We start from the raw sequence: 25,302 nt of genomic DNA on the forward strand, positions 1-25,302 counted from the left end.
TTGGCATTCCGGCCACTCGTCGGAGGATCGACCGACGCCCGAGGATGTCCGGGTGACGATGACGACGCCCGCGACCCCGACGGGTCCCGACGCCACCCGCCGCCCACCGTTGCACTGGGCGTGGATCGTCGCGGCGACCGCGTTCGTGACCTTGGTCGGCGCGGCCGCGTTCCGCTCGGTGCCGGGCGTGCTGATCGAGCCGCTGCACGAGGAGTTCGGCTGGTCGCACGGCCTCATCGGCTCGGCGGTCTCGCTCAACCTCATGCTCTTCGGCCTGATCTCGCCGTTCGCCGCCGCGCTGATGGACCGCTTCGGCGTCCGCCCGGTCGTCACCTTCGCGCTCGTGACGGTCTCGGTCGGCAGCGGCCTCACCGTCTTCATGACCCAGGCCTGGCAGCTCATCCTCTGCTGGGGGCTGCTCGTCGGCATCGGCACGGGATCGATGTCGATGGCGTTCGTCGCAACGGTCACCAGCCGCTGGTTCGTCGCCCGACGCGGCCTGGTCAGCGGCATCCTGACCGCCGGCAACGCGACTGGCCAGCTGATCTTCCTGCCCGTGGTGGCGTGGTTCGCCACGAACCACGGGTGGCGTACGGCGGCACTGCTGGCGTCCGCGGCCGCACTGGCCGTCGTACCCCTCGTGCTCCTCTTCCTCCGCAACCACCCGGCCGACCTCGGGCTCAGGGCGCTCGGCGCGACGGACGCCGATCCGGGTCCGCCCCCGCACCAGCAGGTCGGGTCCAGCGCGGGTCGCGCGCTGTCGGTGCTGCGCGACGCCGCGCGCAGCCGGACGTTCTGGTTGCTCTCGGGCGGCTTCGCGATCTGCGGGATGACCACCAACGGCCTGATCGCGACCCACTTCGTCCCGGCTGCGCACGACCACGGCATGCCGGCCACGACCGCCGCCTCGCTGCTGGCCGTGGTGGGCGTCTTCGACATCGTCGGCACGATCGCGTCGGGATGGCTCACCGACAAGGTGGACCCGCGCCTGCTGCTCGTCGGCTACTACGTGCTGCGCGGCGTCGGCCTGATGACGCTGCCGGCTCTTATGGCGCCCCACGTCGAGCCGAGCATGCTGGTCTTCATCATCATCTACGGCCTCGACTGGGTGGCCACCGTGCCGCCGACGGTCGCGCTGTGCCGCGAGTGGTTCGGCGCGGCCTCCGGCCCCATCGTCTTCGGCTGGGTGTTCGCCAGCCACCAGGTCGGCGCGGCGGTCGCTGCCACCGGCGCCGGCCTGGTCCGCGACCTCACGGGCGGCTACGACCCGGCGTTCTACGCCGCGGCCGGCCTCTGCGCGGTCGCCGCGTGGATGTCGTACGCCATCAGGCGGCGGGTGGAGCCCGCGGCCGTCGTCAGCTGAGGTCGACGACGACCGGCGCGTGGTCCGACGGCGAGCCGGTGCCCTGGGCGGGGTCGCGCTCGTCCTTGTCGATGAAGGCGCCGGTGACGCGCGAGGCGAGGGTCGGCGAGGCGAGCACGAAGTCGATCTTGAGCCCGCGGTCGCGCTCGAAGCGCTGGCGGTAGTAGTCCCAGTAGGTGTAGCCGGGAGCGTGGGCGCGGGTCACCTCGGCCCAGCCGTCGTCGAGGAAGCCCTGGAAGGCGGCGCGCTCGGGCGGGGTGACGTGGGTCGACTTCGCGAACTGCTTGACGTCGAAGACGTCGTCGTCGGTCGGGCAGATGTTCCAGTCGCCGACCATCGCGGTCTGGCCGTCGAGCCAGCTGTCGGCGCTTTCGCGCAGCCGGGCGAGCCAGTCGAGCTTGTAGACGTAGTGGGGGTCGTCGGGCTTGCGGCCGTTGGGGATGTAGAGCGACCAGATCCGCACGCCGCCGCAGGTCGCGGCGATCGCACGCGACTCGGCGGCCGCCGGGTCGCCGAACGGCGGCTGCTGGGGGAAGCCCACCTCCACGTCGTCGAGCCCGACCCGCGAGATCAGCGCGACGCCGTTCCACTGGTTCGTGCCCGCGACCGCAATGTCGTAGCCCAGTGCCTGCAGGCCCATCAGTGGCAGCTGGTCCTCGCGCGCCTTGGTCTCCTGGAGGGCGAGCACGTCGATCTCGTGGCGTTGCACGAACGCCTCGACGCGGTCGATGCGGGAGCGGAGGGAGTTGACGTTCCAGGTCGCGATGCGCACGGCACCACCCTACGAACCCGCTCCCGTGTCCACAGCGGCGGGATTTGCGGCCGCGCCGGGGAGGCGCGGAGTACGGTGACGTGACACAGTCCGAACGCCCCTTCTGTCCCGAGCGGAAGGGGCGTTCAACTGCTTGCGGGCACTCCTGGTGCCAGGAAGTCGGTGAGCAGCCCCGGCGTGGAGCTGTCGGCGAGCGCGACGGCGACGTCGAGCCGGACGTCGCGCACGAGCACCCGCTCCTTGCCCGCGGCGGTCGTGGCGGTGAGGTCGGCGAGGCCGATCCGCCTCTGCCACCACGACTGCGTGACGACCCAGCCGATGATGCCGTCGGTCTCGAGGACCGTGCGGATCCGCGCCAGGACGCCGCTGCCGGCGACCAGGTGGTCGCCCGAGAGCCGGTGCCCGAGATGGCGGTACGACGCCTCGCCCGCCGCCGCGCCCAGCAGCACCGCCGCGACGGCGAGGGCGACGACCCACCAGATCGAGAAGTCGAGGAACCACCACGCGACCGCGGCCACGACGACCACGTCGAGGCAGTTGCGGACCTGGCGGAACCACGCCCGGCGGTGCGCCCGCGGACCGTGCTCGACGAGGGGTTCGGTGAGCGGACCGGCGTGGTCGAGCACGGTCTCGCCGACCCTGATCGCGACGCCTCGCGGGCACGGGGGCAGCACCGTGGTGACGCCGTCCTCGACCCCCGTGGCGAGCGTGGCGAGCTCGGCCCCGCCGACGCCGCGCATGAGCACGGGCTCGGTCAGCTCGACCCCGCGGACCTTCGCCTCCTCCACGGTGATCGAGCGGCGGGTGAACAGCCCCGAGGTCAGGTGGAGCGAGCCGTGCTCGCGGACGAGGAGGAAGTTCCACCACTGCACGACGTAGCCGCCGACCGAGATGACCAGCCAGCCGACGAGCGCGCCCACGAGCAGGACGACCGCGACGAGGACGAGCGCGAACTGGGTGATCCACTGCCACGCGGAGGTGGCGGTGTCTTGGTTCCAGATCGGCAGGTTGTCGGCGAACTGGGAGAACAGGCCCACGGCGCCGGCGACGATCACCAGCCGGCCCAGCGAGAACGGCGCGAACCGCAGCCACGACCAGTCGATCCGGGCCAGGACCGTGGGAGCGGGCTCGGCCGGTGCCGCGGTCGCGACGATGCCGTCCTGCCCGGCGTCGTGCCCCTGTGCCTCCTCGGCCGGAGCTGCGACGGCGCGACGGTGCAGCAGCGTCGTACGCAGGGCCTGGGCGTCGGCAGCGGCGAGCGCGTCGAGGGTGATGCGGTCGTCGTCGACCCCGGTGCCGACCTGGACCTTCTGCACGCCGAGGACGCGGTGGAGGAGCGAGGCCTCGAGGTCGACGCTGCGGACCCGGTCGAGCGGCGCGGTCGAGGTCTGCTTGTTGAGGATGCCCTTGCGGACCTGGATCTGGGTCTCGGTGAGGCGGTAGTGGGTGGTGAGCCACGGCAGCACGCCGAACAGCACCGGGCCGATGATCGCGATCGGCAGGATGATGGGCCAGTAGCGCGGGTTCTGGCTGATCCCGACCAGCGCGACGACCACGGGGACGATCGACTGGCCGACCGCCTTGACCGGGTCGAGCAGCAGCTTGCGCGGGCTGAGCCGCGACCAGCCCTCACCGGGCTCGCCGGGAGCGGCGATCACGTGGCGTCGCCCTCGGTGGCGGCGGTGATGGCCGTGAGCCGGGCGACGACCTCGCGGGCCGTCTCGTCGTCGAGGCACGAGACCGTGATGGGGCCGGCGGCCGACGCGGTCGTGACGGTGATCGAGGCCAGGCCGAACAGCCGCATCAGCGCACCCTGGCGCGAGTCGACGGTCTGCACGCGGCTGATCGGGGCGATCCGGGACTCGCGACTGATCCAGCCCTCGCGCGTGTGGACCGCGGTCTCGGTGACCTCCCACCGGTGCACGCGGTAGCGGATGCGTGGCATGAGCACGACGTGCGCGACCCCCGCGACCGCGAGGAGCAGGACGACGAGGCCGACCCAGCCGGGGACGTCGGGCACGAGGAAGTACGCCGCAGCGGCCGCGGCGACCACGACGGCGTCCCCGAGCAGGGCGGAGACGGTCCAGAAGGGCACCGCCTTCGGTGAGACCTGGTGGGCGGGCTCGCGCAGGATGGCCCTCCGCACGGCGCTGTCCCCGCGGTCGACCGTGCCCCCGTCGTCACTCATGCGGGCGAGTCTTGCAGGTGGGCCCGACGGTGCTGCGGAGCGGTGTGGCGCGTGGTGAAGATGTGCAGTTCGAGACGTCGCCGCACGCGTGATGGCCGTTTTGCAAGTTTGTGCAATGCAATTTCCTGACCGTCCGTTCACCTTCCCCATGCGGTCTAGACCGGGGAGGTTGGAAGGGCCAACCGAATCCAACCGGAAGAAGTGAAGCAATGTCGAAAAGCACCATCACTCGGTCCTTCGCCGCGGCGATCGCCGCAGGAGGACTTGCCCTGACGATGGCGCCGGCCACCGCCGCACCCGCCCAGGACAAGGTCCCGAGCTTCGAGGAGTTCGAGGCCTCGACCCTCCGCGAGGCCGCCGGCCAGTACATCGTGAACGGCGACGAGACCATCGCCTCCAAGCGCCTGCTGAAGGACTACTACGACTCGATGGTCGCCAGCGGCAAGGGCGACGGCTCCACCTCGCTCGTGGTCAACACCAGTGGTGGTGCGGACGACCTGTGGGACGACGCCACGAACCTCACCTACTGCGTGAGCGACGACTTCGGCGCGGGCAAGGCCGACGTGGTCGCCGCCATGCAGTCGGGCGCGGGCCAGTGGGAAGCCGCCTCGAGCGGTGTGGGCTTCACCTACGTCTCCTCGGCCGACGCGAACTGCACGACGTCCAACAGCTCGGTGCTCTTCTCGGTCGAGCCGACCAGCGACACGTCGTACATCGCTCGGGCGTTCTTCCCGAGCAGCCCCGCCTCCCAGCAGAACGTCCTGGTCAACTACGACTCGCTGGTGAGCGCCGGCTCCTGGACGCCGAGCAACATCCTGGCCCACGAGCTCGGTCACGTGCTGGGCTTCCGCCACGAGCACACGCGGCCCGAGGCCGGCACCTGCTTCGAGGACAACAACTGGCGTCCGCTGACGCCGTACGACTCCTCCTCGATCATGCACTACCCCCAGTGCAACGGCTCGTCGAGCGACCTGTCGATGACGGACACCGACCGCGAAGGGGTCGCGTCGGTCTACGGCTCCTGATGCGTCACTGACGCTCGCGGAGCGAGGGGCCCGGCCAGCTCGGCCGGGCCCCTGTCCTATTTAGTGCCAGCCGGTGCTGCGCCCGTAGACTCCCGGCCCGTGGCTCTCACCATCGGCATCGTCGGTCTCCCCAACGCGGGCAAGTCGACGCTCTTCAACGCACTGACCAAGAACGACGTCCTCGCGGCGAACTACCCGTTCGCGACGATCGAGCCCAACGTCGGGGTCGTGGGCGTCCCGGACGAGCGCCTCGCGAGGCTGGCCGAGGTCTTCGAGTCGGCCAAGGTCCTGCCCGCGACGGTCGAGTTCGTCGACATCGCCGGCATCGTCCGCGGCGCCTCCCAGGGCGAGGGCCTGGGCAACAAGTTCCTCGCCCACATCCGTGAGTCCGCGGCGATCTGCCAGGTCACGCGCGTCTTCCGCGACGAGGACGTCACCCACGTCGACGGCGAGGTCAACCCCGCCAACGACATCTCCACCATCCAGACCGAGCTGATCTTCGCCGACCTCGAGACGGTCGAGAAGGCGATCGCCCGCCTGGAGAAGGAGTCGCGCAAGGTCAAGGACCTCGTGGCGAACCTCGACGCCGCCGTCGCCGCCAAGGAGGCGCTCGAGTCGGGCACCCCGATCATCTCCACCGACATCGACCGGTCCCTGCTGCGCGAGCTGTCGCTGCTGACGGCCAAGCCCTTCATCTACGTCTTCAACTGCGACGCCGACGAGCTCGCCGACGAGACCCTCAAGGACCGGATGCGCGAGATCGTCGCGCCCGCCGAGGCGATCTTCCTCGACGCGAAGTTCGAGTCGGACCTGTCCGAGATGGACGACGACGACCTGGCCCACGAGATGCTCGCCGAGATGGGCATCACCGAGTCCGGCCTCGACCAGCTCGCCCGCGTCGGCTTCGACACCCTCGGCCTGCAGACCTACCTGACCGCCGGTCCCAAGGAGACGCGGGCCTGGACGATCACCAAGGGCGCCACCGCCCCCGAGGCCGCCGGCGTCATCCACACCGACTTCCAGAAGGGCTTCATCAAGGCCGAGGTCGTCTCGTTCGACGACCTGATGGCCGCGAGCTCGATGCTGAAGGCCCGTGAGGCCGGCAAGGTCCGCATGGAGGGCAAGGACTACGTCATGGCCGACGGCGACGTGGTGGAGTTCCGCTTCAACGTCTGACGCTTCGACGTTTCCGCAGGTCAGAAGGCGTCGGTCACGGTCGCGATGCGCCGCTTCCCGGCCCGGTCACCGTGTCGACCGGGACACCGGGTGACAAAGTGTGGTGGTGCCTCTGCTCCCACCGCTGCCCGACGTCGATGACACCGACGGTGTGGCTGCCTGGGTCGGGACTCATCTGGGCCACCTGTCGCTGGAGGGAGCTGCCGGCACTCGTGTCGGTGGTCACCGTGGGGGACAGGCCGCGGCGGACGCCGCACTCGCAGCGCTCGACGTGACCGCCTACGCCCGCTCGCGTTCGACGGTGCTGCCCGAGAGCCGTCGCGGTGCCAGCCGGCTGTCGCCGTACATCCGGCACGGGCTCCTGAGCCTGCCGGAGGTCTGGGACGCCGTGGCCGACGGACCGCCGCAGGATCGCCGGCGATACCGCGACGAGCTGCTGTGGCAGGAGTTCGCTCGTCACCTCTACGCCCGCCTCGGATCTGCTCTCGCCGAGCCCCTGCGGTACCACCCGCCGCACCGGCTCGTCGAGCAGGAGTGGGACGAGGAGATGGCCTGCGTGTCGTGGCTGCGCGGCGAGCTCGAGGACGACGGCTGGCTCGTGAACCAGACTCGCATGTGGTGGTCCTCGCACTGGACGGTCCGACACGGACGCAGCTGGCGGGAGGGGGAGGACGACTTCTTCCGGCACCTGCTCGACGGGTCACGCGCTGCCAACCGACTCGGCTGGCAATGGACGATCGGTACGGGGACGGGCAAGCCGTACGGCTTCAGCCGGTGGCAGGTCGAGAAGCGGGCGCCACAGCTGTGCCGCTCGTGCCCGTTGCGCGATGCCTGCCCGATCCAGGACTGGCCCGACGCACCACGCGGCCCCGCGGTCGAACGCAGCCACATGGCCGACCGGTCGGAGGTCGCGGTGCCGGGCGCCGGACCGGACGCCCCCGTCCTGCGAGGCGACCCGCGAGCGGTCTGGCTGACCGCCGAGTCACTGGGCGACCGCGATCCTGCCCTGGCAGCACACCCCGACCTACCGGTGGTCTTCGTGTTCGACGAACCGCTGCTGCACTCGCTGCGGCTGTCGAGCAAACGACTCGTGTTCCTCGCCGAGTGCCTGGCTGACCTGGCCGGACGGCGCGACGTCGAGGTCCGACTCGGCCGGGTGCCGGAAGAGCTGGCCGCCACGCCACTCGCGACCACCTTCGCCCCGGTGCCCGGCTTCGCACGACACTCGGCGTCAGTGACGATCGCAGGCATGTACCCCTGGCCATGGCTGACCGCGCCCACCAACCAGCGACTCACCTCCTACAGCGCGTGGCGCAAGGGGGTGGACCGACAGGTGGGTGGGGGACCGACACCGACGGCACTGTGATCAGGGAAGAACTCGGGGTGACGACGTCTCCCACCCGCTCGTCACTGGGCTTCGACGCACCCCACGTCAGCGGGTGCGGTCCCTCTTCGGCCCGTGCCCGTGCCCGTTGCCGGGCTTGGGGCCGCGGCTCTTGCCGGGCTTGGAGCCGTTGTTGGTCTTGGGGCCGTGGCCGTTGTTGGTCTTGGGGCCGTGGCCGTTGTTGGTCTTGGGGCCGCGGCTCTTGCCGGGCTTGGAGCCGTTGTTGGTCTTGGGCCCGTGGCCGTTGTTGGTCTTGGGCCCGTGGCCGGGCTTGGGCCCGTGGTGCTTGCCGGGCTTGGGCCCATGTCCGCGGTCACGGGTGTCGGCAGGTGGCGTCGACGGCTCGGCTGTCGGTGTGGGGGAGGGGGGCGTCGGTGTGGCCGACTCCGTGCTGACCGTCGGGGATTCCACCGGCGCCGGTCGGGTCGGTGTCCAAGGCGTCTCGACGAGCCCGACGGCGTACGCGGCGCCGAGGCCTCCGCTCAGCGCAAGTGCGGTGGCGGTGGCGCCGAGGACGGCGGCTCGCCGTCGGGTGCGCCGCCGCGCGGCAGGGGCAGGTCGTGAAGCTGCTGCCAGATCTGCGAGGCGCGAGGCGAGCTCGTCGCCGGGCTCGGCAGGCGGCCGTGGCGCGCGCAGCAGGCGCGAGACGTCGGCGCGTGATCTGATCCTTGCCACGTGCACAACATGTCACGAACTCGCAGGATCGTTACGCTGCGGGTGCTCCAGATCACCCACCCGTCATCGTCTCTGGCCGATGACTTCCGATGAGAAGCGACGACGGTGAGACGTACATCCAGCAAGCTGGTCTCGGCGGCACGTGCCGGCGAGGAGTGGGGCTGGCGTGGTCTCTACCGGTTGCACAGTGCGCGCATCACCGCGTTGGTGCGCGTGCTCCCTCGGTCGGACTGGGCGTCGTCGCCCGAGGACGTCGTGGCCGAGGCGTGGCTCACTGCGGCGACGAAGGTGCACGAGTTCAGCGGATCTGACGAGGACTTCGGCGGCTGGCTCTTCACCATCGCTCGCAACCACTCCAGCAACCATCACCGCACCGGCGTCCGACGTCGTACGGATCCCGTCGAGCCACAGCTCCTCGGCGAGCGGACCGGCGAGGTCGCGACCGCACCTGCGGCGATGGTCGAGCACGACGAGGCGGTCGCCGAGCTGCTCGGCCACCTGAGCGCGCGCGAGGCCGAGGTCGTGGCGTGCATCGACGTCGCCGGCCTCGACGTCGCCGCCACCGCTCGTGCGCTGGGCATGAAACCGACGGCCGTACGGGTAGCTCGGCACCGGGCGCTGGGTCGACTGCGCTCGGTGCTGGACGCGGCGGGTGAGGCGCCCGGGTCGACGACGGAGCCCGCCACGACAACCTCCTCGTCGTGAGGACCGCGTGGTCAGATGGCGGTGCCGGTGGTGTCGAGAGCCGTGAAGGTGAGTGTGTCGTCAGCGTCGGACGTCGACCGGCCCAGTCCCAGGTCGTGCAACCGGGACGCCACGTCTCGAGCGCTCGGCCGGCTGCGCGGATCCAGGGCCGTCATGGTCGCGAGGAGGGACGGCCACCCCCGGGGCAGAGATGTCGGGATGAGCGGGCCGTGATGCAGACGCGCCATCGCCGCCTCCGCCGACGCGCCGCTGAAGGTGCGCTCGCCGGTGAGCGCCTCGAGCATCAGCAGGCCCAGCGCGTAGACGTCCACGGCTCCTGTCACGGAGTCACCACGCAGCTGCTCCGGAGCGATGTAGGCGGCGGTGCCGACGACACGGCCGTCCTCCTCGATCGACGTGTCGCCGATCATGAGGCGAGCCACGCCGAAGTCGGTGAGCCGCGCCTGGCCGGTCGAGGTGACCATCACGTTGCCGGGCTTGACGTCCTGGTGCACGACCCCGGCCGCATGGGCGTGCGCCAGCCCTGAGGCGACGTGCGTCGCGAGGCGGGCGAGGACCACGGGGTCGAGCGGCCCTCGTGCGAGGACCTGGGAGAGTGGCTGGCCCTCGACGAGCTCGAGGACCAGCCAGGGCGGGGTGTCGTCGAGTCCGGCGTCGTACGGCGTCACGATCGACTCGTGCGACAGCCGGGCCAGCAGGCGCGCCTCGTTGACGAACTGGTCGCGGACGTCGCCGGTCACGTCGCTGACGACCTTCACGGCCACGTCCCGCCCCAGGACCCGGTCACGCGCGCGGTACACGCGAGCCATCCCGCCACGGCCGATGAGGTCGATGACGTCGTACCGCCCGCCCAGCACCCGCGGGTGCTCGGCGTTCGTGTGCGTCACCGGTGCGTGCCAGACGGTTCTGACCAGCGTGACATCAGACCTCCCCCACCATGCTCGTTGGTGCAGGACCCGGTCAGAGGAGCAGGAAGGCCAGGACGATGACGACGAGGACGAGCGCGACGATGGCGATGGTGCGTGTGTTCATGGCAGGTGCCTCCGTGGGCAGTGAGATGGGTGAGATGGGTGAGATGTCCTGGCGGTGCGTGGGACGGCGCCTCACAGGTTGTCGGTCCGGTTCTCGCGCACCGTCTGCGACCCGTCGGGGTGGGTGACGGTCTGCACGGCCCGCGAGCGGCGACCCGTGTTCCACGTGAGCGCGGTGATCGCGATCAGCACCGCTCCCACCGCGGCCATGATCCAACCCACCATCGTGAGGTCGATCCCGCTCACGCTCTCGTCGACGGCCAGGGCCAGCACCAGTCCGACGACCAGGAGGAATCCTCCGAACCCGTATCCCATGACAACTCCTTCGTGGCCCGTGGGGCCAGGCAACAGCGCCGTTGGCGCTCGAGGTGGTTCCTCGCTGATGTCATGTGACGACGACGTCGCGCCGTTACATGCCAGAGCCGAAACCACCCTCAAGGGCGGGACCGCACGCAGCCGGCGGAGGTCGTCGTACGCCGTGGCACACTCGCGCCGTGGGACAGGCGACGGTCGACCGGGCCGTCGCGCGGGTGTTCGTCCTGGCCGGCGTGGCCACGATGGTGGTCACGACCTCGATCGCCTACCGGTCCCTCGACGAGGTCGTGGGCTACCTCGCGGATCCGTTGACCCCACGGCTCCAGGAGGCGGACGTCACGGGGTTGTGGTCGGCGAACCTGATGCTGCTCCAGGTGCTGCTGCTCGCCCGGTTGCCGTGGCTCGAACGGGCCTGGGGTCGTCAGCTCCTGACCCGGTGGCACCGGAGCCTGGGCTCGTGGTCGGTGTGGCTGATGGTGCTGCACGTGCTGCTGTTCACGGTGCAGGCAGTCTCGCGCGAGCCCGGGCGCGTGGGTTCGGCGCTCTACCGCCTCTACGTCGCCGAGCCGTGGATGTGGGCGGCCAGCCTCGGCACCGCGATGGTCCTGCTCGTCGTGGTCTCGTCGATCGTCGAGGTCCGACGCTGGCTGCGCTACGAGACCTGGCACCTGCTCCACCTGTGGGCGTACGTCGGCATGGCGCTGGCGCTGCCGCACCAGCTGGTGGGCCGGGAGCTCGGCCGGGGCTGGACCGGCGTCTACTGGTGGAGCCTCTACCTCGTCACGCTGGCCGCGGTCGTGTGGTTCCGGGTGCTCGTCCCGGTCCACCGGACCAGGCGTTCGGCCCTGAGGGTCGACCGGGTCCGCGAGGAGCAGCCGGGCGTCGTCTCGGTCGAGATGACCGGCCGGAACCTCGACGAGCTGGGCGCACGGCCCGGCCAGTTCCTCGTCTGGCGCTTCCTCGCCGGCCGTGCGGGGCTGCGGGGACACCCGTACTCCCTGTCGTCGGCCCCGGCCGGCGATCGGCTGCGGGTGACGGTCTCCACCGACGGCGACGGTGGTCGGCACGCGGCCGGACTCCGGCCCGGCACCCGGGTCGCCATCGAGGGGCCGTACGGCGCACTGGGCGACCTGCGCCGCCGCCATCCGCGGCTCCTGCTGCTCGCCGCGGGGGTGGGGATCACCCCGTTCCGCGCACTGGTCGAGGGTGGCGGGTTCGCGCCGGGGGAGGTGGCCCTGCTCCACCGCGTCTCCGACGCGAGCCAGGCTCTCTTCGAGGACGAGCTGGACGAGCTCGCGGAGCAGCACGGGATGGACATGACGATCCTGTCGGGTCCCCGGCGTGCTCGTGGCTCGTGGCTTCCCGGGGGCGTCGACGGGTCCGACCACGAGGCGCTGCTGCGCCTGGTGCCGGACCTGCTCGAGCGCGACGTGGTCGTCTGCGGGCCGTTCGGGTGGGCGGCAGCCGTACGTCGCGCCGCGGACGCAGCCGGGGTCCTCGATCGCGACGTGCACACCGAGGAGTTCGGCTGGTGAGCCGCCGAGGACGAGTGCACCGACCACTGTGAGCGTCCGCACAACGGCCCCGTCGGGGGAACACGTCGCAGCCTCAGGCGTTCCACCATCATGACGACCATCGGACTCATCGGCAGTGGACACATCGGCACGGCGATCGCTCGGAAGGCCATCGAGCAGGGGCACGACGTCGTGCTCAGCAACTCACGCGGCCCGGAGACGCTGACCGACCTGGTGGCAGAGCTCGGCGACCGGGCGAGGGCCGCGACGGCGCAGGAGGCGGCCGAGGCCGGTGACCTGGTCGTGGTGACCGTCCCGTTCAAGGCCTACCTCGACGTGCCGGTCGAGCCCCTCGCGGGCAAGGTGGTCATCGACACCAACAACTACTACTTCGAGCGCGACGGTCACTACGCCGAGCTCGACGAGGGTCGCACGACCGTGAGCGAGATGCTCGCCGCCCACCTGCCGACCTCGAAGGTCGTGAAGGCGTTCAACGCGATCCAGGCCGCGCACATCGTCACCGAGGGTGCTCCTGCCGGCCCCGGCCGGCGTGCGCTGGCGATCGCCGGCGACGACGCGGACGCCAAGCAGGTCGTCACCGACCTGATCGACTCATTCGGCTTCGACGTCGTCGACGCCGGTCCGCTGGCCGAGGGCAGGCGCTTCGACCGCGACAAGCCGGCCTACGGCGCCGAGCTCGACGCCGACGGCATGCGCGCGGCCGTGGCCGCGGGCTGACACGGTCTACCGTGACGCGACCAGCTCCCCACCGACGGCGGCAAGGATGACGACCATGGCCCGGCTGACCCCGCAGAAGGTCGAGCTCCACGGGCACGAGCTGTCGTACGTCGACAGCGGCACCGGTCCGGTGGTGCTGTTCATCCACGGGATCCTGGGGTCGCAGCGGCAGTGGTCGCACCTCGTGGACCGCATCGACGACGACCACCGTGTCGTCGTACCGGACCTGTTCGGGCACGGGGAGTCGGCGAAGCCGACGGGCGACTACTCGCTGAGCTCGCACGCGGCGACGCTGCGAGACCTCCTCGACCACCTGGGCATCGAACGGGTCACCCTCGTCGGGCACTCGCTCGGTGGGGGCATCGCGATGCAGTTCTACTACCTGTTCCCCGATCGCGTGGAGCGCCTCGTGCTGGTCTCGAGCGGCGGCCTCGGGCGGGAGGTGAACCTGGTCCTGCGCTCGGCGACGCTGCCCGGCGCCGCGCAGGTGCTCGGGGTCATCGCCTCCGCCCCTGTCCTGGAGCGCGTCGAGGCTCTCGGACGCGGTGCGCAGAAGGTCGGCTGGCGTCCCGGGGCCGACATCGGCGCGATCTGGCGGGGGTTCACCTCGCTCGGCGACCGCGAGTCCCGGCGAGCCTTCCTGGCCACCACCCGGGCCGTGATCGACTTCGGCGGCCAGAGCATCAGCGCCCACGACCACCTCGGCGCGGTGCAGTCGCCGCCGACCCTCATCGTGTGGGGGTCGAAGGACCGGATGATCCCCGCGTGGCACGCGATCAGCGCCCAGAAGGCCGTGCCCGGCTGTCAGGTCGAGCTGTTCGAGGGCGCCGGCCACTTCCCGCACCTCGACGACCCCGACCGCTTCGCCCGCGTGCTGCGCGACTTCATGGCTGCGGCCTGACGGTCGGTCAGCGCGGCTCGGCCCGGGACCGCCACTCGTCCTCGAGCATGGCGAACACCAGCTGGGTCGCCCACGCGCCCTTGAAGTGGACGTTGTCGACGAGCCGGGCCTCCTGCCGGAAGCCGAGTCGACCCAGCAGCCGGGCCGAGGCGTCGTTCTCCGCGATGCAGACCGCGGTGATCCGGTGGAAGCCGAGCTCGTCGAAGCCGAGGCGGAGCATCGCGGTGGCGGCCTCGGCGGCGTACCCCTGCCCCTGTCCGTCACGGGCGAGGGCGAAGCCGATCTCGCCCTGAGCCTCGGAGGCCCACTTCAGCAGCACCTCGCCGACCACCCGTCCGGTGTCGCGGACCTCGACGGCGAGCACCAGCCACTGTCCGTGGGCGACGAGCTCGGTCTGGGTGAGCTTGACCCGCAGCGTCTCCTCGGTGGCCGCGCGGTCGCGGACCGGCCACGGCACGTAGCGCACCACGTCGGGGTCGCCGTGGAAGCGGGCCAGGTCGTCGAGGTCGGACATCCGGTGCGGCCGGAGGACCAGTCGTGAGGTGTCGAGGGGCAGGTGGAGGGTGAGGCTCACAGCGAGAAGTGGCCCGCCGCCAGGCTGCGGAGCACGCAGAACTCGTTGCCCTCGGGGTCGGCCAGCACGACCCACGACTCGTCACCGGTCTGGCCGACGTCGGCCCGCGTCGCGCCGAGTGCCAGCAGCCGCTCGACCTCCTCGTCGCGGGAGCGGTCGACGGGGGAGAGGTCGAAGTGGATCCGGTTCTTGGCGACCTTGTCCTCAGGCACCTTCGCGAGGAAGAGCGTCGGCGCCACCGGCCCGGAGCGCACGGCGTCGAGCAGCGCCTGGTCGGACTGGCGCTCCGGTCCGATCTCGACGAGACCCTCGGCCTCCCGGTCGATCACCACCCAGTCGAGCGCGGCCGTCCAGAAGTCGGCCAGCAGGTCGGGGTCGTGGCAGTCGATCGAGAGCTCGGTGAGTCGGGAGGCCATGCCCCGATCAAAGCACTGTGCAGTCGGAGTCTGCTTGGATCGTCCTCGTGCGACTGCTGCTCAACGTCATCTGGCTGGTGCTCGGCGGGTTCTGGCTGTTCCTCGCCTACGTCCTCGCCGGGGTGCTGCTCTGCATCCCGATCATCACGATCCCCTGGGCCGTCGCGTCGTTCCGGATCGCGGTCTTCGCGCTGTGGCCGTTCGGCCGGACCGTCGTCGCCAAGCAGTCGGCGGGTGTCGGCTCGTTCCTCGGCAACGTGATCTGGTTCGTGCTCGCCGGGTGGTGGCTGGCGATCGCGCACGTCCTGTCGGGCATCGCGCTGTGCATCACGATCATCGGCATCCCGCTCGGCCTGGCCGACTTCAAGCTGATCCCGATCTCGCTGGCGCCGCTGGGCAAGGACATCGTGCCGACGCGCCGGGGCGAGTTCGACGTGCGCTGAGCCCGCTGCCTCACCGCGCGGCGTACTCCCGCGCGATCGCGGCGCCGAGGCGCGCGTTGTGCTCGACGAGCGCGATGTTGGCCTTCAGCGACTCGCCGTCGGTGATCTCGACGATGCGCCCGAGGAGGTAGGGCGTCGCGTCCTTGCCGCGGATCCCGAGCCGGTCCATGTCGCCGAGCGCCTGCTCGATGATCGCGCCGATCTCGTCGGCGGGGATCTCGGCCTCGGCGGGGATCGGGTTCGCCACGACGACACCCCCGTCGAGTCCCAGGCCCCACTTGGCCTGCATCAGCGCGGCCACCTCGGCGGGCGTGTCGACCCTCATCGGCGCACCGAAGCCCGACGAGCGCGAGAAGAACGACGGGAACTCGTCGGTGCCGTAGCCCAGCACCGGAACCCCGAGGGTCTCCAGCTTCTCCAGGGTCAGGCCGATGTCGAGGATGCTCTTCACCCCGGCGCAGACGACCGCGACCGACGTGGTCGAGAGCTCGGTGAGGTCGGCCGACACGTCGTACGACGTCTCCGCGCCGCGGTGCACGCCGCCGAGCCCACCGGTCACGAACACTCCGATCCCGGCGAGGGCCGCCAGCCGCATCGTCGAGGCGACGGTCGTCGCGCCGTGCAGCCCGCGCGAGACGACGTACGGCAGGTCGCGGATGGAGACCTTGATGACGGAGGTGTCGGAGGCGAGCAGCTCGAGGTCGTCGGGGGAGAGGCCGATGGTCGGCCTGCCGTGCAGGACCGCGATCGTCGCCGGCACCGCGCCGCCGTCGCGGACGATGCCCTCGACGGTGCGCGCCATCTCGACGTTCTGCGGGTAGGGCATGCCGTGGCTGATGATCGTGCTCTCCAGCGCGACGACGGGCCGGCCGGACGCGAGCGCGTCGCGGACCTCGTCAGTGATCGTGAGCATCGCTCACCTCTCGGGGGGTCGGGGGTTCGAAGGCGGCCATCGCCTCGGCCAGGTCGGCTCGGACGGTGTCGGGGCTGGTGATCGTGGCGGCGGCCGCACGGTGGCCGTCGCGCGCGGCCTCGACGGGGTCGGCGCCGCGCAGCCAGGCCGCGATCCACGCCGCGAGCATCGCGTCGCCCGCCCCGGTGACGTCGACGACCTCGACCGGGATCGCGGGCAGGTGGAAGGTGGGCCGGGCGGTGCTGCAGACGTAGGACCCGCGCACGCCCTCGCGCAGCCACACGTGCTCGATGCCGCGGGCGTGGAGGTCGTGGATGCCGCTCCACGGGTCGCGGAAGCGTCCGGTGAGGGCGCTGACCTCGTCGGAGTTGGGCGTCACGAGGAACAGCCCGCGCACGAGGTCGTGCAGGCGGCCGGCCTTCGCGACCGACACCGGCTCGAAGGCCACCGGGACCTCGGCCCCGGCCGCCGCTGCGAGGACCTTCTCCACCTGGCCGCGCGAGAGGTTGCCGTCGACCACGACCAGCGCGGCGTCGTCGAGGTGGAGGGTGTCGAGCTCGAGCTCGTCGATGATCGCCATGTCGGACACGGCCGAGACCAGCTCGCCGCGCTCGTCGAGGACTGCGGTGTAGGTGCCGGTGCGTCCCGGCGCGCGTCGTACGGCCGACACGTCGGCACCGCACGCGGCGGTCACCCGCAGCGCCTCGTCGCCGAAGGCGTCGTCGCCGACGGCCGACACGAGCCGGACCGGTACGCCGAGCAGGCCGAGGCAGGCAGCGATGTTGCGGCCCACGCCGCCGGGGGAGATGCGGGTCCGTCCGGGGTTGCTGGTGGCGGGCACGAGCGGCGCGGTGGTGCGCGCGACGACGTCCATGTTGGTGCCGCCCACGACCACCACCCACTGCTTCACGGGGCAGATCCTGACAGAGGGGCGTCAGAGCTCGTCGTCGACGTACGACGGCGAGGCGACGCGGAGGCCGGCGAGGGTGAGCGGCACGGACGTCAGCGCCAGCAGCACGATGACCAGCGACCAGCCGCCCGTGGCGTCGTGGATGAGGCCGACGACGAAGGGCCCGATCGCGGCGAGCGCGTAGCCGACCGGCTGCACGAAACCGGAGAGCTGGGCGGTGACCGACGGGTGCCGGGTGCGGGCCGTGATCAGGGCGATCGCGGTCGGGAAGGCGAGGCCGGAGTAGCCGAGCAGCAGCGCCCAGAGCCACGGCACGGTGGCGGGTGCGACCAGGAGGCCGAGGTAGCCGAGCGCCAGCGTGACGCCGTAGGACCAGATCCAGCCGTGCAGCCCCTTGCTCCGGGCGATGACGGTCGGCATGAAGAGGGCGCCGACGATGCCGACCGCCGACAGCAGCGCCTGGAGGGCGCCCGCCGCCGACGCGGAGATCCCGGCATCCCGGAAGATCGACGGCAGCCAGCCGAACTGCACGTAGGCGTGCATCGACTGCACGCCGAAGAGCACCGTCAGGCCGACGGCGGTGCGGGAGTGGACGATCCGGCCGCTGGGCGGAGCCTCACCGCTGACGGCGTGCTCCACGGGGGAGCGGCGCTCGCGCAGGGCGAGCCCGATCCAGAGCGGGAGCGCGACCAGCAGCACGACACCCCACATCCCCAGGCCGGTGCGCCACGAGTCGGTCGACTGGGTGACGGGCGCGGTCAGCAGCGAGCCGATCGTGCCGCCGACGACGAGACCGGTGCCGTAGACGGTCATCAGCACGACCGCGTGCCCGCGCGCCTTGATCCACGCGGGGACGATCACGTTGCCGATCGCCATGCCGGCCAGGGCGATGACCGTGAGGACCAGGAAGACAGGGACGCTGTCGGTCGTCACGCGCAGGAGCAGGCCGGCGGCGGCCGCGGTGAGGCCGATCGCCACGGCCGCGGTCATGCCGACGCGCCGCGCGAAGCCGACGGCCACCGCGCCGACGAGGCCGAAGCAGAGCCCTGGCAGGCCGGTCATCGCACCGGCGACGCCGGCACTCATGCCCAGTCCGTCGCGCACCTCCTCCAGCACCGGGCCCGGCGACGACGCCCCCGGGCGGAGGTTGATCGAGACGAGGACGACGGCTGCGAGGAGCACCCCGAAGGGGACGACGGACGAAGCGCGGGGTCGGGAGCTAGCGTCGGACACGTGCACCGACTCTAGGCACGACCCGGGGCAGCACGAGCAGCGCCCCGAGGACGAGGGTGGCCACGACGACGAACGACGTCGCGGTGCCCTGGCCGCTCGCCTGGCGCAGCAGCATCCCGCCCACCAGTGCGCCGATCCAGACCACGATGCCGGACGTGATCGCCGCCGGCGGGCGCCTCGTCGCGGTGAGCGCGGCCCACGCGACGAGCGTCCCGGCGAGGAACGGCCATGCCGTCGTCCACCAGCCGCCGGCGGTCAGGGTGCCGTAGTGGCTGAGCCGCCCGATCACCGCGAAGATCCCGACGAGCACCAGATCGACCACCAGCCACATGCTGCTGACCCTAGGCTGCCGCCATGCTGGTCCAGCGCGCGGTCTCGTACGCCGTCCTCGGTGCGGTCGCGCTCGTCCACCTGGTCGCACAGCTGGTCGCCCCCGAGGGCACCGTCGCGTCCCTCACCCAGCCGCTGCTGATGCCCGCGCTGGCCGCGGTGCTGGTGGCCGGGACGACCGCGCCGCGACCACCGATCGTGCGGCTCACGCTGGTCGCACTGGTCTTCTCGTGGCTCGGCGACACCGTGCCGCGCTTCCTGGACGGGGACGCCTCGTTCGGCGCCATGATCGGCTGCTTCCTGCTCGCCCAGGTGGCCTACGTGGTCGCGTTCCGCCGCTCGCTCGACCAACCACTGGTGACGCGCCCTGCCCTGACGGCTCCCTACTTCCTGGCGTGCGGCGTGCTGATCGCGCTGTGCTTCGAGGGCGCCGGCGCGCTGATCGTCCCCGTGGTCGTCTACGGCGCCGCCATCACGGCCATGGCGATCCTCTCCACGGGCCTCGGTCGCGTCGGCGGGATCGGCGGCGCCGTCTTCATGCTCTCCGACGCGCTGATCGCGCTGCACGCCTTCGCCGGGCTCGACCTCCCGGCGCACTCGTTCTGGGTGATGCTGACCTACGTCGTGGGGCAGACGATGCTGGTCGTCGCCGTGCGGTCGCGGGCGGCTGTCGCGGTTCGTAAACCGGGGTTACAGTCGACCGCATGACGTCGCTCGCCGCACTGCCGGTCGCCCGAGAGGTGCGGTCCGGCGTCCACTGGAGCGTGTCGCACGGCCTGCCGACGCTGTTCCTCCGCCGGGCGGCCGGGCGCGGGGACCTCCAGGCCAGGCTGATCCGGGTCGGGTCGACGGGCACCGACGAGGTCTTCGACCTGATCGAGGAGATCCGGGCGAGCGGGCCGCTCTACCGCTCGCGGATCGGCCACGTCGCGACCAGTCACTCCGCCGTGCGCCAGCTGCTGACCAGCGACGACTTCCGCACCGGCTTCCCGGCCGACACGGGCCCGGTCGGTCGGATCGCGCGGTGGGCGGCGCCGACGACGCTGCACCCGGTCGAGCCGCCCTCCCTGCTGGTCACCGAGCCGCCCGACCACACGCGCTACCGCAAGCTCGTCACGCGGGTCTTCACGATGCGGGCCGTCGAGCGGCTGCGCGAGCGGACCGAGGAGATCGCCGCCGACCTCCTCGACCAGCTGTCGGCACGCGCCGACCGGCCGGTCGACCTCGTCGAGACCTACTGCGCGGTGCTGCCGGTGACCGTCATCGCCGAGATCCTCGGGGTGCCGGAGGCCGACCGGGCGCGCGTGCTCGAGTTCGGGCAGGCCGCCGCGCCGAGCCTCGACCTCGGACTGGGCTACCGCCGCTACCGCTCGGTGAACCGGGCGCTCGCCCGCTTCGACGCGTGGCTGGGTGACCACCTCGACCACCTGCGCCGCAACCCCGGTGACGACCTGCTCAGCCAGCTCGTCACCGTCCAGGAGGACGGCCAGGGCCTGAGCGAGACCGAGCTCAGGGCGACCGCCGGACTGGTGCTGGCCGCCGGCTTCGAGACGACCGTCAACCTGCTCGGCAACGGCATCGCGCTGCTCCACGACCACCCCGACGAGCGCGACCGCGTCACCGCCGACCCGGCGCTGTGGACCAACGTCGTCGAGGAGGCCCTGCGCCTCGACCCGCCGGTGCTGCTCACCGGGCGGATGGCGGTGCGGGACACGCAGCTGGCCGGGCAGGACGTGCGGGCCGGGTCGATGGTCACCGCGATCCTCGGCGGGGCCAACCGCGATCCCGAGGTCTTCGCCGACCCGCTGCGGTTCGACGTCGGCCGCGCCAACGCGCGCGAGCACATCGCCTTCTCCGCCGGTCGGCACCACTGCCTCGGCGCCCAGCTCGCCCGGATGGAGGGCGAGGTCGGGCTCCGCACGATCTGGCAGCGCTACCCCGACCTGCGGCTCGAGGCCGGTGCCCGTCGCCGCGAGACGCGCATCCTCAGGGGATTCGAGACGCTTCCCGCGACGCTGCGTCCCTGAGCGCGATAGGTTCCGCCGGTGCCTGACCGGGGAGCCCACCGCCTGCTCGCGGGGCTGGCGTGCGCCCTCTCGCTCGCGGTTGTCTCCCTCGCCGGGTCGGCCTCCGCCGCGGACCCGGTCCCGCGTCCGGTGCTCAACGTCGACTTCCCCGACCCCGCGGTCGTCTCGACGCCGGACGGCCTCGTCGCGTACGCCACCGGCGACCGCGTGCCGCACGCCTGGTCGCGCCGGGCCGACGGGCCGTGGCAGCGCGGTGCTGCGCTGCTGACCCAGCGTCCGAAGTGGTCGCGCGACGGAGGCGTCTGGGCGGTCGACGTGGCGCGGGTGCGCGGCCAGTGGCTGCTCTACTACGCGACGCCCGTGCGCGGGATGGGCGAGCACGGGCGGTGCATCGGCGTCGCGCGCTCGTCGTCGGCCCGTGGGCCGTTCCGCCCGGTGGGGTCGCGACCGCTCGTGTGCCCGTCGTACGCCAACGCACCCTCCGCGCAGGACCCGCTCCTGCCGCGTGATCCGACGTTGCCGCGCGCCGGCGTCATCGACCCGTCGTGGTTCCGCGACGCCGACGGGGCGTCGTACCTCCTCTACAAGACCGACCGCCTCCCGTCGACGATCCGCCTCGTCGCGCTGACGCGGGACGGGCAGGCGGTGCGGTCGGGTGCGACCAGCGTCGAGCTGCTGCGATCGGCCGACGTCGTGGAGAACCCGGTGCTGGTGCGCCGCGACGGTGGCTACGTGCTGCTGGCCTCGGAGGGCGACTGGACGAAGTGCAGCTATCGCACGACGTGGTTCCGCTCGGCGTCGCTGCTCGACTGGACGGCCGCCGCGAGCGGGCTGCTGCTCGACACCGACTCGACCCGGCTCTGCGGTCCCGGTGGCGCCGACCTCGTGTCGGGGCGCGGCGGGCGCGACCTCGCCTTCCTCCACGGCTGGACCTGTCGCGGCACCGCGCTGCCCTGCGTCGGTCGTGGCAAGTGGGACCACAAGCCGCGCGAGCGCGGACGACGGGCGATGTACGCCGCCCGGCTGCGCTGGGTGGCGGGTGTGCCCGAGGTCACCGGCTGGCTCCGGCCCCGTTGATCGACGGTCTCCTAGGCTCGCGAGCATGGCTCCTGACGTGACCTCCGAGTGGGACACCCACACCGCGATCAGCCCGGCCGGTGACGGTGTCTTCGACGCCGTGCTCGACCCCGGCTGGGTCGTGGGTGGGGGAGTCAACGGCGGCTACGTCCTCGGCGTCGTCGGCCGCGCGATCGCCGCGTCGGTGCCCGCGAAGCCGCACCCGCTCTCGGTGAGCGCCTACTACCTCTCGGCCTCCCGCCCCGGGCCCGCGCAGGTCTCGACCCGTGTGCTCCGCGAGGGCGGCACGGTCGCGACGGTGGCTGCCGAGCTCGGCCAGGAGGGCACCACGCGGATCTCCGTGCTCGCGACGTACGGCGACCTGAGGGCGATGCCGTCGGACGTCGCGACGACCGCGGTCGAGCCCGCGCTGCCTCCGCTCGAGGAGTGCGTCCCGGGCTCGCTCGCTCCCGAGGAGACGCGCCGGATCGCGCCGGTGATGGACCGGTTCGACCTGCGCTTCGACCCGGCCTGCATCGGCTGGGCGACGGGGAGGCCGAGCGGCAACGGGCACATCCAGGCGTGGCTGAGGATGGTCGACGGCCACCCGCTCGACGCGGTCGGTCTCCTGATGGTCTGCGACGCGCTGCCACCCGTGACCTTCGACCTCGGCCGCCCCGGCTGGGCCCCGACGCTCGAGCTGACGGTGCACGTCCGCGCCGTCCCCGCGCCCGGCTGGCTCCGGGTCTCGCACCGCACCCGCAACCTGGCGGGAGGCCTGTTCGAGGAGGACTGCGAGGTCTGGGACACGGCCGGCCGCCTCGTCGCCCAGAGCCGCCAGCTCGCCATGCAGCCACGGCCCTGAACCGGCGCGCTCGACCGTGAGTCTCCGAGAGACTCACGGTCCGGTCAGTCGAACCAGGCCCGGTCCATCGACACGATCCAGCGGCGGCGGGGGTGCTCGGTGAGCGACCAGAGGCGGTCGGTGGAGGGCCAGTAGGACAGGTCCTCCGGGCCCATCGGGAGCGCCCAGCGGTGCCGCTCCATCGAGCCGGGCTCGCCGGCGTACACGCTCCCGGGCATCCACGGGCCGTGCGACACCGTCACGTGGTAGCGCCCCGCCGCGATGACCGCACCCTGCATCTGGCGCACGCCGCCGTCGTCGATGGCCAGCGGTCGCGAGAACCCGTCGTCGCCGACGGCCAGCTGCCACGTCTCCGGGTCGAGCCGGTAGCGGGCGAGCCGGGTGGTGGCGGAGGCGCCGAGGGCGTACTCACCGGCGACGAGGGCAGGCGGGTCCGAGCGACGGTCGAGCGACATGAAGGAGTAGCGCAGCTTCTCGTGGCCGTCGTCGGTGAAGGCCTGGTAGGTGAAGCGCACCGGCAGCACGTAGCGGTGGCCGAACGACGAGAGCGTGTGGCCCTCGATGCCGAGCTGGTCGGGGTGGTCGTCGTCCCCGGCGACCCGCATGATGTCGTCGACGCGGGCGGTCACGAAGCCCCGGCCGGTGGCCGCGACGTGGAGGTAGGGCCCGGCCCAGACGATGCCGCCGGCGTGGATGTTCATCGGCCGGAGCGTCAGGTTGCCGGCCTTGTCGAAGACCGGCGAGACGAGCAGGACGTGGCGGTAGGCGCCCGAGTCCAGGTCGACGAAGGTCACCCGTGAGCCTCGCTTGATGCCGTCCTTGCCCGTGGAGTACCAGGTCGTCACCACGACCCGGCGGCCGTCGATGTCGCCGGTGTCCGAGGAGTCCGCACTCGTCGAGATGCCCTGGGGGTACCAGAGCTCGTCGCGCTCGTCGTGGTCGTCCCAGCGCCACGCCTCGCGCACCGCCCGGCCCAGCAGCCGCGGCGCCCGCGAGCGGCGGACGGCGTACTTCAGGTCGCCGAGCAGCCCGCCCAGCCCGGTCGTCGTACCCACCAGCCCGGCCAGCGCGTCGATCTCGCGGACGTTCTCGTCCGTGCGCTGCAGGTGGATCCCCTGCACGAACGGCGACTCCGACGCTGTCGACATGACCCCGACCATAGCCGCGGACCACGCCAGGAGGAGGAGGGAGGATGGGGGCGTGAGGGCCATCTTCTTCGACGAGGACGACGCGCAGGCGGTCGTCGTACGGCTGCGGGCGGACGGGTTCAAGGCGCACGTCGAGCGGGAGCGGCTGGCGGGGGAGGACGATGACGAGGACCACCCGTGGGCCGTCGTCAGCGACGCGCCGGCGTTCATGCTCGAGGTCCTCGTGGACACCCACGACGGGTGGCTCGACGAGGGTGAGGAACACAGCGACCCCCTCCCGCCGTTGCACCTACCGACGGCGCCCACGAGGATCAAGCGCCCCGACCTAGGCTGAGGTACATGTCGCAGAACCCCGAGCACCGCATCCTGCTCGTCCACGCCCACCCCGACGACGAGTGCATCGGCACCGGGGCCACGATGGCCCGCTACGTCGACGAGGGCGTCGGCGTCACCCTCGTGACCTGCACGGCCGGCGAGATGGGCGAGGTGCTCGTCCCGGAGCTGGAGCACCTGGCCTTCGAGAAGGACGGCGGGCTCGGCGAGCACCGGCGAGGCGAGCTCGACGAGGCGATGAAGGTCCTCGGCGTCACCGACCACCGCTTCCTGGGCGGCTTCGGCCGCTTCCACGACTCCGGCATGGCCTGGCACGAGGACGGCCACGCCATCGCCGCCGAGACCATCCCCGACAACGCCTTCTGGACCGCCGACCTCAACGTCGCGGCCGACGAGCTGGTGAAGGTGATCCGCGAGGTCCGCCCGCAGGTGCTGGTGACCTACGACGAGTTCGGCGGCTACGGCCACCCCGACCACATCCAGTCGCACCGCGTCGCGATGTACGCCGCCCAGCTGGCGGCAGCGCCGTCGTACAAGCTCGACCTCGGCAAGCCCCACGACGTCGCGAAGATCTACTGGACCGCGATGAGCGAGTCGCGGATGCGCGAGAGCCTGCGCCAGCTGCGCGACTCGGGTGACACCGAGACGTTCAAGGGCATGGAGCCCGACGGCAAGCTGCCGCCGTTCGTCACCCCCGACGAGCTCATCAGCGCCCGCGTGGACGGCTCCGCGCAGGTCCAGCGCAAGATGGACGCCCTCGCCAAGCACGACACGCAGGTCGAGCAGGACGGACACTTCTTCTCCGGCGCCGAGAGCGGCCACTCCTGGTGGTCCGACGAGTACTTCCGCCTGGTCAAGGGCACCCCCGGCAAGATCGGCGCCGACGGGTTCGAGGAGGACCTCTTCGCCGGTCTGTGAGGACGCTGCTCGTCCCGGTCGCACTGGCGGTCGGCGTGGTCTCCGGCGCTGCCGGCACGCTGCTGCACCAGTACTGGTGGGGGCTGGCGCTCGCGCTGGTGAGCGGTCTCGCCGCGCTCGCCTGGCTGGCGCCCGGCGTCCTCCGCGTCGCGTTCGCGCTCGGCTGGTGCGTCCCGGTCGCGCGGGGTGCGCTGGAGCGGCCGGCCGGCGGCTTCCTGATCTCCTCCGACGCCGAGGGCTGGTCCTACATCGCGGGCTCGTTCGTGCTGCTGGTCGCGGCACTGGCCACGATGGCGTCCGGCAGGGGACGCGCCGCGGATCCCGGGGATGCGGCCTCGTCTGCCTAGAC

At 71.9% G+C, this 25,302-nt stretch carries 30 protein-coding genes; 16 read left to right on the plus strand and 14 right to left on the minus strand.

The window, feature by feature from the left end; all coding sequences use genetic code 11:
• Positions 1 to 58: 58 nt before the first annotated feature.
• Complete coding sequence (locus tag EUA93_RS12190; protein ID WP_129401220.1) at positions 59 to 1,363, plus strand: MFS transporter; 1,305 nt, start codon at positions 59 to 61, stop codon at positions 1,361 to 1,363.
• Here the strand turns inward: EUA93_RS12190 and EUA93_RS12195 are convergent.
• From EUA93_RS12195 to EUA93_RS12205, 3 genes are all read right to left on the minus strand, one after another.
• On the minus strand, positions 1,356 to 2,135 hold the full coding sequence (locus EUA93_RS12195; protein ID WP_129400381.1) for an exodeoxyribonuclease III: 780 nt from the start codon (positions 2,133 to 2,135) through the stop codon (positions 1,356 to 1,358). The two genes, EUA93_RS12190 and EUA93_RS12195, sit on opposite strands and share 8 nt — an antisense overlap.
• Before the next feature lie 125 nt (positions 2,136 to 2,260).
• Positions 2,261 to 3,793: a PH domain-containing protein gene (locus tag EUA93_RS12200; protein ID WP_165355145.1), complete on the minus strand. Its 1,533-nt coding sequence runs from the start codon at positions 3,791 to 3,793 to the stop codon at positions 2,261 to 2,263.
• Positions 3,790 to 4,323 carry a PH domain-containing protein gene (locus tag EUA93_RS12205; protein WP_129400383.1) on the minus strand — a complete coding sequence of 178 codons (534 nt, stop codon included), beginning with the start codon at positions 4,321 to 4,323 and terminating at the stop codon, positions 3,790 to 3,792. Before EUA93_RS12205 ends, EUA93_RS12200 begins: the two co-directional genes overlap by 4 nt.
• A 209-nt stretch (positions 4,324 to 4,532) precedes the next feature.
• On the opposite strand from EUA93_RS12205, the gene EUA93_RS12210 reads away from it, so the two are divergent.
• From EUA93_RS12210 to EUA93_RS12220, 3 genes are all read left to right on the plus strand, one after another.
• The gene (locus EUA93_RS12210; RefSeq protein WP_129400384.1) at positions 4,533 to 5,348 is read left to right on the plus strand and encodes a zinc metalloprotease; all 816 of its coding nucleotides are present in this window, start codon (positions 4,533 to 4,535) and stop codon (positions 5,346 to 5,348) included.
• A gap of 99 nt (positions 5,349 to 5,447) precedes the next feature.
• Positions 5,448 to 6,524, plus strand: a complete 1,077-nt coding sequence (ychF, locus tag EUA93_RS12215; RefSeq protein WP_129400385.1) for a redox-regulated ATPase YchF — start codon at positions 5,448 to 5,450, stop codon at positions 6,522 to 6,524.
• Between the two features lie 106 nt (positions 6,525 to 6,630).
• Positions 6,631 to 7,890, plus strand: a complete 1,260-nt coding sequence (locus EUA93_RS12220; protein ID WP_129400386.1) for an FAD-binding domain-containing protein — start codon at positions 6,631 to 6,633, stop codon at positions 7,888 to 7,890.
• A 66-nt stretch (positions 7,891 to 7,956) separates the two neighbouring features.
• On the opposite strand, the gene EUA93_RS12225 is transcribed toward EUA93_RS12220, so the two are convergent.
• Positions 7,957 to 8,583, minus strand: a complete 627-nt coding sequence (locus EUA93_RS12225) for a hypothetical protein (protein WP_129400387.1) — start codon at positions 8,581 to 8,583, stop codon at positions 7,957 to 7,959.
• Between the two features lie 105 nt (positions 8,584 to 8,688).
• Here EUA93_RS12225 and EUA93_RS12230 point away from each other — a divergent pair, with 105 nt between their 5' ends.
• Positions 8,689 to 9,288 (plus strand): RNA polymerase sigma factor, encoded by a 600-nt coding sequence (locus EUA93_RS12230; protein WP_129400388.1) that lies wholly within the window; start codon positions 8,689 to 8,691, stop codon positions 9,286 to 9,288.
• 11 nt (positions 9,289 to 9,299) lie between these two features.
• Here the strand turns inward: EUA93_RS12230 and EUA93_RS12235 are convergent, their stop codons facing one another.
• The 3 genes from EUA93_RS12235 to EUA93_RS12240 form a co-directional block, all read right to left on the minus strand.
• The gene (locus EUA93_RS12235) at positions 9,300 to 10,175 is read right to left on the minus strand and encodes a serine/threonine-protein kinase (protein WP_129400389.1); all 876 of its coding nucleotides are present in this window, start codon (positions 10,173 to 10,175) and stop codon (positions 9,300 to 9,302) included.
• Positions 10,176 to 10,248: 73 nt separating this feature from the next.
• On the minus strand, positions 10,249 to 10,395 hold the full coding sequence (locus tag EUA93_RS21595; protein ID WP_165355146.1) for a hypothetical protein: 147 nt from the start codon (positions 10,393 to 10,395) through the stop codon (positions 10,249 to 10,251).
• Positions 10,392 to 10,634 carry a DUF6458 family protein gene (locus EUA93_RS12240; protein WP_129400390.1) on the minus strand — a complete coding sequence of 81 codons (243 nt, stop codon included), beginning with the start codon at positions 10,632 to 10,634 and terminating at the stop codon, positions 10,392 to 10,394. Before EUA93_RS12240 ends, EUA93_RS21595 begins: the two co-directional genes overlap by 4 nt.
• 179 nt (positions 10,635 to 10,813) lie before the next feature.
• Between EUA93_RS12240 and EUA93_RS12245 the strand changes: the two genes are divergently transcribed.
• From EUA93_RS12245 to EUA93_RS12255, 3 genes are all read left to right on the plus strand, one after another.
• Complete coding sequence (locus EUA93_RS12245) at positions 10,814 to 12,169, plus strand: ferric reductase-like transmembrane domain-containing protein (protein ID WP_165355147.1); 1,356 nt, start codon at positions 10,814 to 10,816, stop codon at positions 12,167 to 12,169.
• Between the two features lie 90 nt (positions 12,170 to 12,259).
• Positions 12,260 to 12,886, plus strand: a complete 627-nt coding sequence (locus EUA93_RS12250) for an NADPH-dependent F420 reductase (protein ID WP_129400392.1) — start codon at positions 12,260 to 12,262, stop codon at positions 12,884 to 12,886.
• 55 nt (positions 12,887 to 12,941) lie between these two features.
• On the plus strand, positions 12,942 to 13,787 hold the full coding sequence (locus EUA93_RS12255) for an alpha/beta fold hydrolase (RefSeq protein ID WP_129400393.1): 846 nt from the start codon (positions 12,942 to 12,944) through the stop codon (positions 13,785 to 13,787).
• A gap of 7 nt (positions 13,788 to 13,794) precedes the next feature.
• On the opposite strand, the gene EUA93_RS12260 is transcribed toward EUA93_RS12255, so the two are convergent.
• Together EUA93_RS12260 and EUA93_RS12265 are read right to left on the minus strand one after the other, a co-directional pair.
• Entirely contained in the window at positions 13,795 to 14,361 is a 567-nt protein-coding gene (locus EUA93_RS12260) for a GNAT family N-acetyltransferase (protein WP_242497348.1), read from the minus strand.
• Positions 14,358 to 14,777 carry a VOC family protein gene (locus EUA93_RS12265; RefSeq protein WP_129400394.1) on the minus strand — a complete coding sequence of 140 codons (420 nt, stop codon included), beginning with the start codon at positions 14,775 to 14,777 and terminating at the stop codon, positions 14,358 to 14,360. Before EUA93_RS12265 ends, EUA93_RS12260 begins: the two co-directional genes overlap by 4 nt.
• A 47-nt stretch (positions 14,778 to 14,824) precedes the next feature.
• Between EUA93_RS12265 and EUA93_RS12270 the strand changes: the two genes are divergently transcribed.
• A complete protein-coding gene (locus tag EUA93_RS12270; protein WP_129400395.1) occupies positions 14,825 to 15,220 on the plus strand; it encodes a YccF domain-containing protein in 396 nt (131 codons plus the stop codon).
• A 10-nt stretch (positions 15,221 to 15,230) separates the two neighbouring features.
• Here EUA93_RS12270 and EUA93_RS12275 read toward each other — a convergent pair whose 3' ends face one another.
• Genes EUA93_RS12275 through EUA93_RS12290 form a run of 4 tightly spaced genes read right to left on the minus strand, consistent with a single transcriptional unit; the run spans position 15,231 to position 18,598 of the window.
• Positions 15,231 to 16,133: a pseudouridine-5'-phosphate glycosidase gene (locus EUA93_RS12275; protein WP_129400396.1), complete on the minus strand. Its 903-nt coding sequence runs from the start codon at positions 16,131 to 16,133 to the stop codon at positions 15,231 to 15,233.
• Positions 16,117 to 17,043 carry a carbohydrate kinase family protein gene (locus tag EUA93_RS12280; RefSeq protein ID WP_242497349.1) on the minus strand — a complete coding sequence of 309 codons (927 nt, stop codon included), beginning with the start codon at positions 17,041 to 17,043 and terminating at the stop codon, positions 16,117 to 16,119. The genes EUA93_RS12275 and EUA93_RS12280 overlap by 17 nt, the downstream gene beginning before the upstream one ends.
• Before the next feature lie 24 nt (positions 17,044 to 17,067).
• The gene (locus EUA93_RS12285) at positions 17,068 to 18,276 is read right to left on the minus strand and encodes an MFS transporter (RefSeq protein WP_207208672.1); all 1,209 of its coding nucleotides are present in this window, start codon (positions 18,274 to 18,276) and stop codon (positions 17,068 to 17,070) included.
• Complete coding sequence (locus EUA93_RS12290) at positions 18,263 to 18,598, minus strand: DUF3054 domain-containing protein (protein ID WP_207208673.1); 336 nt, start codon at positions 18,596 to 18,598, stop codon at positions 18,263 to 18,265. The genes EUA93_RS12285 and EUA93_RS12290 overlap by 14 nt, the downstream gene beginning before the upstream one ends.
• A gap of 32 nt (positions 18,599 to 18,630) precedes the next feature.
• On the opposite strand from EUA93_RS12290, the gene EUA93_RS12295 reads away from it, so the two are divergent.
• From EUA93_RS12295 to EUA93_RS12310, 4 genes are read left to right on the plus strand one after another with little or no spacing between them, the layout of a single operon-like run.
• Positions 18,631 to 19,314, plus strand: coding sequence for a lysoplasmalogenase (locus EUA93_RS12295; RefSeq protein WP_129400399.1), 684 nt, complete (start codon positions 18,631 to 18,633; stop codon positions 19,312 to 19,314).
• Positions 19,311 to 20,633: a cytochrome P450 gene (locus EUA93_RS12300; RefSeq protein WP_129400400.1), complete on the plus strand. Its 1,323-nt coding sequence runs from the start codon at positions 19,311 to 19,313 to the stop codon at positions 20,631 to 20,633. The genes EUA93_RS12295 and EUA93_RS12300 overlap by 4 nt, the downstream gene beginning before the upstream one ends.
• 18 nt (positions 20,634 to 20,651) lie before the next feature.
• Positions 20,652 to 21,710 (plus strand): glycoside hydrolase family 43 protein, encoded by a 1,059-nt coding sequence (locus EUA93_RS12305; protein ID WP_129400401.1) that lies wholly within the window; start codon positions 20,652 to 20,654, stop codon positions 21,708 to 21,710.
• Positions 21,711 to 21,735: 25 nt separating this feature from the next.
• The gene (locus EUA93_RS12310) at positions 21,736 to 22,554 is read left to right on the plus strand and encodes a thioesterase family protein (protein WP_129400402.1); all 819 of its coding nucleotides are present in this window, start codon (positions 21,736 to 21,738) and stop codon (positions 22,552 to 22,554) included.
• Between the two features lie 44 nt (positions 22,555 to 22,598).
• On the opposite strand, the gene EUA93_RS12315 is transcribed toward EUA93_RS12310, so the two are convergent.
• Entirely contained in the window at positions 22,599 to 23,702 is a 1,104-nt protein-coding gene (locus EUA93_RS12315; protein WP_129400403.1) for a hypothetical protein, read from the minus strand.
• Between EUA93_RS12315 and EUA93_RS12320 the strand changes: the two genes are divergently transcribed.
• The 3 genes from EUA93_RS12320 to EUA93_RS12330 are packed head-to-tail and all read left to right on the plus strand — an operon-like array spanning position 23,701 to position 25,300.
• Positions 23,701 to 24,036: a hypothetical protein gene (locus tag EUA93_RS12320; protein ID WP_129400404.1), complete on the plus strand. Its 336-nt coding sequence runs from the start codon at positions 23,701 to 23,703 to the stop codon at positions 24,034 to 24,036. The genes EUA93_RS12315 and EUA93_RS12320 overlap by 2 nt on opposite strands.
• A 5-nt stretch (positions 24,037 to 24,041) precedes the next feature.
• On the plus strand, positions 24,042 to 24,953 hold the full coding sequence (mshB, locus tag EUA93_RS12325; RefSeq protein ID WP_129400405.1) for an N-acetyl-1-D-myo-inositol-2-amino-2-deoxy-alpha-D-glucopyranoside deacetylase: 912 nt from the start codon (positions 24,042 to 24,044) through the stop codon (positions 24,951 to 24,953).
• Positions 24,950 to 25,300 (plus strand): hypothetical protein, encoded by a 351-nt coding sequence (locus EUA93_RS12330; protein WP_129400406.1) that lies wholly within the window; start codon positions 24,950 to 24,952, stop codon positions 25,298 to 25,300. Before mshB ends, EUA93_RS12330 begins: the two co-directional genes overlap by 4 nt.
• The last annotated feature ends 2 nt before the right edge of the window (positions 25,301 to 25,302 follow it).

The sequence above is a fragment of the Nocardioides oleivorans genome, from assembly GCF_004137255.1.
GTDB lineage: Bacteria > Actinomycetota > Actinomycetes > Propionibacteriales > Nocardioidaceae > Nocardioides > Nocardioides oleivorans.

Bases quoted from the DNA above. Each gene is read 5' to 3' on its own strand.
- EUA93_RS12190 (WP_129401220.1), top strand. From the start codon at position 59: ATGACGACGCCCGCGACCCCGACGGGTCCCGACGCCACCCGCCGCCCA.
- EUA93_RS12205 (WP_129400383.1), bottom strand. From the start codon at position 4,323: ATGAGTGACGACGGGGGCACGGTCGACCGCGGGGACAGCGCCGTGCGG.
- EUA93_RS12265 (WP_129400394.1), bottom strand. From the start codon at position 14,777: ATGGCCTCCCGACTCACCGAGCTCTCGATCGACTGCCACGACCCCGAC.
- EUA93_RS12255 (WP_129400393.1), top strand. From the start codon at position 12,942: ATGGCCCGGCTGACCCCGCAGAAGGTCGAGCTCCACGGGCACGAGCTG.
- EUA93_RS12295 (WP_129400399.1), top strand. From the start codon at position 18,631: ATGCTGGTCCAGCGCGCGGTCTCGTACGCCGTCCTCGGTGCGGTCGCG.
- EUA93_RS12240 (WP_129400390.1), bottom strand. From the start codon at position 10,634: ATGGGATACGGGTTCGGAGGATTCCTCCTGGTCGTCGGACTGGTGCTG.
- EUA93_RS12300 (WP_129400400.1), top strand. From the start codon at position 19,311: ATGACGTCGCTCGCCGCACTGCCGGTCGCCCGAGAGGTGCGGTCCGGC.
- EUA93_RS12310 (WP_129400402.1), top strand. From the start codon at position 21,736: ATGGCTCCTGACGTGACCTCCGAGTGGGACACCCACACCGCGATCAGC.
- EUA93_RS12320 (WP_129400404.1), top strand. From the start codon at position 23,701: ATGACCCCGACCATAGCCGCGGACCACGCCAGGAGGAGGAGGGAGGAT.
- mshB (WP_129400405.1), top strand. From the start codon at position 24,042: ATGTCGCAGAACCCCGAGCACCGCATCCTGCTCGTCCACGCCCACCCC.
- EUA93_RS12250 (WP_129400392.1), top strand. From the start codon at position 12,260: ATGACGACCATCGGACTCATCGGCAGTGGACACATCGGCACGGCGATC.
- EUA93_RS12315 (WP_129400403.1), bottom strand. From the start codon at position 23,702: ATGTCGACAGCGTCGGAGTCGCCGTTCGTGCAGGGGATCCACCTGCAG.
- EUA93_RS12210 (WP_129400384.1), top strand. From the start codon at position 4,533: ATGTCGAAAAGCACCATCACTCGGTCCTTCGCCGCGGCGATCGCCGCA.
- EUA93_RS12275 (WP_129400396.1), bottom strand. From the start codon at position 16,133: ATGCTCACGATCACTGACGAGGTCCGCGACGCGCTCGCGTCCGGCCGG.